Consider the following 3861-nt stretch of genomic DNA (forward strand, 5'->3'; position numbering starts at 1 on the left):
CAGGTCAAAACCGTTTACATCGCCTTTGACGCGGACAAGGCCGGGCAAAGCGCTTTGCCCAAAGTAAAAGAACGGCTGAACGACGCCCATATCCGGGCTTACCCGGTAACCCTGCCTTATGTTAATAACCTAGATAACTGGCCAACAAATTTGAAGGAATTTGCAGATAATTCCGACTGGTGATATGAGACTGGTTAAATTATTCAGGTAAGAATTCTACAACGATAATTTAACCAGAAAGGAAGAAGGAGACCTCCACCGCAAATGTTGATCTCCTTCTTTAACAAAAATACAACTTATTTTTTATAACACATACCCGGATATCTGGGAATATCAAAAAGCTTTTCTTGAAGGACGTATCGATTTACATCGTTTCGTCGGAACCCAATGTCCGCTTTGCGGAAACAGGGCATGTTACCGTCGAATAAAGGAATATTATCGATTCGCGATTGATCTTTTTCCCTTCAAGAAAGAAAAGATTCCAATCGCCCGCTTTCTGTGCAAAACCACCCAACGCACCTTTTCCCTGCTGCCTCACCAGTTGATCCCCTATTGCCAGTATACACTGGCAGCCATGGTCCGGACACTGCTGCTGGTGAATGAATTTCAAAGGAAAGGATCCAAGGGGTTTCATCATGCCGCCTGTGAACTGCCCCCGGACTGCGATGTCACCCCCTGGTTGATCCATCGGTGGCTGAGTATCTTTATCATCGGATTTCGCAAAGCCCATCACATCCTTGCCGCCAGATTCGCGCTCCGGGACATGGGTACCGGAATCATGAAGAAAGAATTGGCATCCTGCATAATGCCGTATTTCTCAGCTGTTGCCACCAACAATGAAGCTCCTTCCGCAAAAGCCGTCATCTCTGCCGTCATCTGGTATGGCAATCGGACAAAAAGCCATCTGTTTGGAACATCTTCTTCAAAACGAGCCGTCAAGAAAAGCTGAAAGAGACCGTTTTCGCCCCCATGGCGGCCAGTTGTTCCCGGTAATCATCACCGCCGGACACTGACCAGGACAATCTATTGTCAAGCGATCGACATTTTGGTGACCTTTACGACAGAGCATTGCTAACACTTTATGATTCAATGGGTTACAAGCGAGACCATCACAGTGGAATTCTAACGAAATTGACAAAGGAGGTCTCGATGGACAAAGAAACCCGTGAACAGATCGCATTGATCCGGTACAAAATCATCAGCCCGGTGCTGGCAGAACCGGCCCGGCTCCAGAACGAGTATTTCAGGAGTCAGGCACAGAAGGAGCACATGTTCCCGCATTATGGATTGAGGCAAGTCTCGGTGTCCACCATGAAGAGCTGGCTGAAAACTTTCAAAAAGAAGGGTTTTCATAGTCTTTATCCCAAAGCACGATGTGACACCGGTCGTCCCCGACGAGCCACAAAGGACATGCTGAACGTCATCAGGGCCAGGTGCAAGGCGTATCCGCACCTGACGACGCAGAAGCTGTATGAAAACCTTTCTGCCGACCACCTGCTGGGGCAGCCTTCAATTCATTACAATACCCTTCTTCGGATCGTAAAAAAAGAAAACCTGCTGGTCCGGAAAAGACAGGATGTCCGAAAAAGATATGAAGCCGAACATGTCAATGATCTGTGGGTCTGCGATTTCATGCACGGCCCGAGGGTGCTCATCAACAGGCGGCCCCACAAGGCCATTTTGTGCGCGATCATCGATGATCACAGCCGGATGATCACCGGTCATGCCTTTGCTCCCAGTGAAACCGTGGCGTCGTTGACAAGGGTTTTAAAGGATGCCTTTCTGGCCTTCGGTCTGCCCAAAAGAGTCTACGTCGACAACGGGTCGGCGTTCAGTTCGGAATTTCTGGTCAAATGCTGCGCTTTAGCCGGAATATCGCTGATCCATTCCAGACCCTACGATTCGCCGTCTCGCGGCAAAATTGAACGCGTTTTTCGGACCATCAGGGACCGCTTTCTGTCTGAGATCACAGAAATGGTTACCCTGCAGGAACTCAATGCGGCCTTTGCCTCCTTTCTGAATGACTATCATCACAGAGTTCATTCCAGTATCAAAGAAACTCCCTTGGATCGCTACAACCGGTCGGTGGGAGAGGTGGAGATCAAACGGGTGTCCCGGCCTGAACTCGACGAGATTTTTCTGGTTCGCCATGAAAGAGTCGTCAACAATGATGCCACCATCAGCTTCAAGGGCAGCGTTTATGAAGTGCCTGCAGCCTATATCCGTCAGCGTATTGAGATCCGCCATCCCGTGGACGACAATGAGGAACTGTTCCTTTATGACAACGATGTCAGGGTCGGCAGACTGAAGCTGGTGGACACCCGGGAAAACGCCCGGGTATTCAAACCGGATCTGTCCGGAACAGTCCTTTCCTTTGCCGACGGGAGGGTTGAAAAATGAAAGATTTACTCTCCTGGTTCGGGTTTAAACAGTACCCTTTTGACAAGGAAATCAAGCCCCGGGATGCGATGCGGACCACCGTTATCAAAGAGTCCCTGGCCCGCCTGGACTACATCAAGAGAAGGGGCGGCATCATGCTGCTGACCGGTGATCCCGGGGTGGGCAAAACCATCTCGCTACGAATCTTTGCCGACAGCCTGAATGAAAACCTCTATAAAATCATCTATACTCCGCTGTCGACCCTGAATCGCAGTGACATATTGCGGCATATCAATAACCTTTTGGGGTTACCCGGCCGATTTTCCAAATGCGCAAGCTATCAGCAGATCCAGAATGAGCTTCTCGAATTCAAGGAACACCGGGGTAAAACCGTCGTTTTCATACTGGATGAGGCGCACCTGCTGCAGACCGGCACATTGGAAGAGATCCGTCTCCTGACGAATTTCAAGATGGATTCATATGATCCTTTTATTCTGATCCTGTCCGGTCAGTCGGAGTTCAAGCGGATCATGGAGTATGCGATCATGGCCCCTTTGAACCAGCGGATAAAGATAAGGTACCACATGAGCGGGCTGACCTTGAAAGATACCATCGACTACATCGTGGGGCGGCTCAAATGGGCAGGCGGCGGCGAACCCCTTTTCACCGATGATGCATATGCGGCGATTCATGAAATATCATACGGCATCCCAAGATTGATCGGCAACATCTGCGAGGAGTCACTCACCTATGCGATGTTTGCCGATAAAAAGACCGTGGACGCCGACATGGTTCTCAAAGTGAAGGTGGCGACCTGTGAAAAACCGAATTAGCAGTGTCCGGTGAAGCGGAGGCAGGCTCTGCCGGGGGGCAACCTGCCAAGGAATAGCCGGATGTGGACGACGGTTCATATCGTCAGGGAGGTCTTGCGACCTCCCACCACTTTCATTTATGAACCGGCGGCCACCCATGCCTTAAAAAACCCATATAATCGGACAGAGCGATTCATCCCTCAATAAAGGATTTTGTCATGAAAGAGATTGAAGATGAGTACATGTATGAAGAAAAAATGGATCAGATCTCGGACTACCTTGAAAGTATCATCCTGGATGCGCTTCTGTCGGTGCTGAAAAATCTGAAACATAAAAACGATCTGCTTGCCATGAAATCTCCGACCCACCAGACCGATGATACGAATTTCTGAGATGTCCACTGTCATTGCTGCCGGCTGATTGACAGACAGCGGCGTCTTTCTCACAATAGCGCCCATTGTCTGTGGTCAGTTTATTGTAGTGAAACGGTAAACATCTGGAGATACCTTCTGGTAACATCACCTACATTTCATAGACGATTCAGTCAGATTTAATTGGTATTTACATGGGCGAAGAAAGAAGTAAATAACACTTGAGCGGTTGCTTCTCAGCAGAGCCGCTCTCCGTTTCACCGGACACTTGATTTGCATTTACAGCCGGATTGTTTTTC

6 protein-coding genes are annotated in these 3861 nt (G+C 49.2%); 5 read left to right on the forward strand and 1 reads right to left on the reverse strand.

The features are described 5' to 3' along the window. Positions 1-183: toprim domain-containing protein (locus HY768_10565; GenBank protein MBI4727640.1), on the forward strand; the 183-nt coding region annotated here is incomplete at its 5' end. A gap of 181 nt (positions 184-364) precedes the next feature. Here HY768_10565 and HY768_10570 read toward each other — a convergent pair. Then, positions 365-730: a hypothetical protein gene (locus HY768_10570; GenBank protein ID MBI4727641.1), complete on the reverse strand. Its 366-nt coding sequence runs from the start codon at positions 728-730 to the stop codon at positions 365-367. 48 nt (positions 731-778) lie between these two features. On the opposite strand from HY768_10570, the gene HY768_10575 reads away from it, so the two are divergent. From HY768_10575 to HY768_10590, 4 genes are all read left to right on the forward strand, one after another. Further along, positions 779-949, forward strand: a complete 171-nt coding sequence (locus tag HY768_10575) for a hypothetical protein (GenBank protein ID MBI4727642.1) — start codon at positions 779-781, stop codon at positions 947-949. Between the two features lie 200 nt (positions 950-1149). Then, positions 1150-2400 carry a DDE-type integrase/transposase/recombinase gene (locus HY768_10580; protein ID MBI4727643.1) on the forward strand — a complete coding sequence of 417 codons (1251 nt, stop codon included), beginning with the start codon at positions 1150-1152 and terminating at the stop codon, positions 2398-2400. Continuing rightward, complete coding sequence (locus HY768_10585) at positions 2397-3212, forward strand: ExeA family protein (GenBank protein MBI4727644.1); 816 nt, start codon at positions 2397-2399, stop codon at positions 3210-3212. The genes HY768_10580 and HY768_10585 overlap by 4 nt, the downstream gene beginning before the upstream one ends. A 197-nt stretch (positions 3213-3409) precedes the next feature. After that, positions 3410-3583, forward strand: coding sequence for a hypothetical protein (locus HY768_10590; protein ID MBI4727645.1), 174 nt, complete (start codon positions 3410-3412; stop codon positions 3581-3583). Positions 3584-3861: the final 278 nt, after the last annotated feature.

The sequence above is a fragment of the candidate division TA06 bacterium genome (assembly GCA_016208585.1).
Lineage (GTDB): Bacteria > Edwardsbacteria > AC1 > AC1 > EtOH8 > UBA5202.

Coding starts and splice junctions, on each gene's coding strand:
- HY768_10570 (MBI4727641.1), bottom strand. CDS start 730: ATGGGCTTTGCGAAATCCGATGATAAAGATACTCAGCCACCGATGGAT.
- HY768_10575 (MBI4727642.1), top strand. CDS start 779: ATGAAGAAAGAATTGGCATCCTGCATAATGCCGTATTTCTCAGCTGTT.
- HY768_10580 (MBI4727643.1), top strand. CDS start 1,150: ATGGACAAAGAAACCCGTGAACAGATCGCATTGATCCGGTACAAAATC.
- HY768_10585 (MBI4727644.1), top strand. CDS start 2,397: ATGAAAGATTTACTCTCCTGGTTCGGGTTTAAACAGTACCCTTTTGAC.
- HY768_10590 (MBI4727645.1), top strand. CDS start 3,410: ATGAAAGAGATTGAAGATGAGTACATGTATGAAGAAAAAATGGATCAG.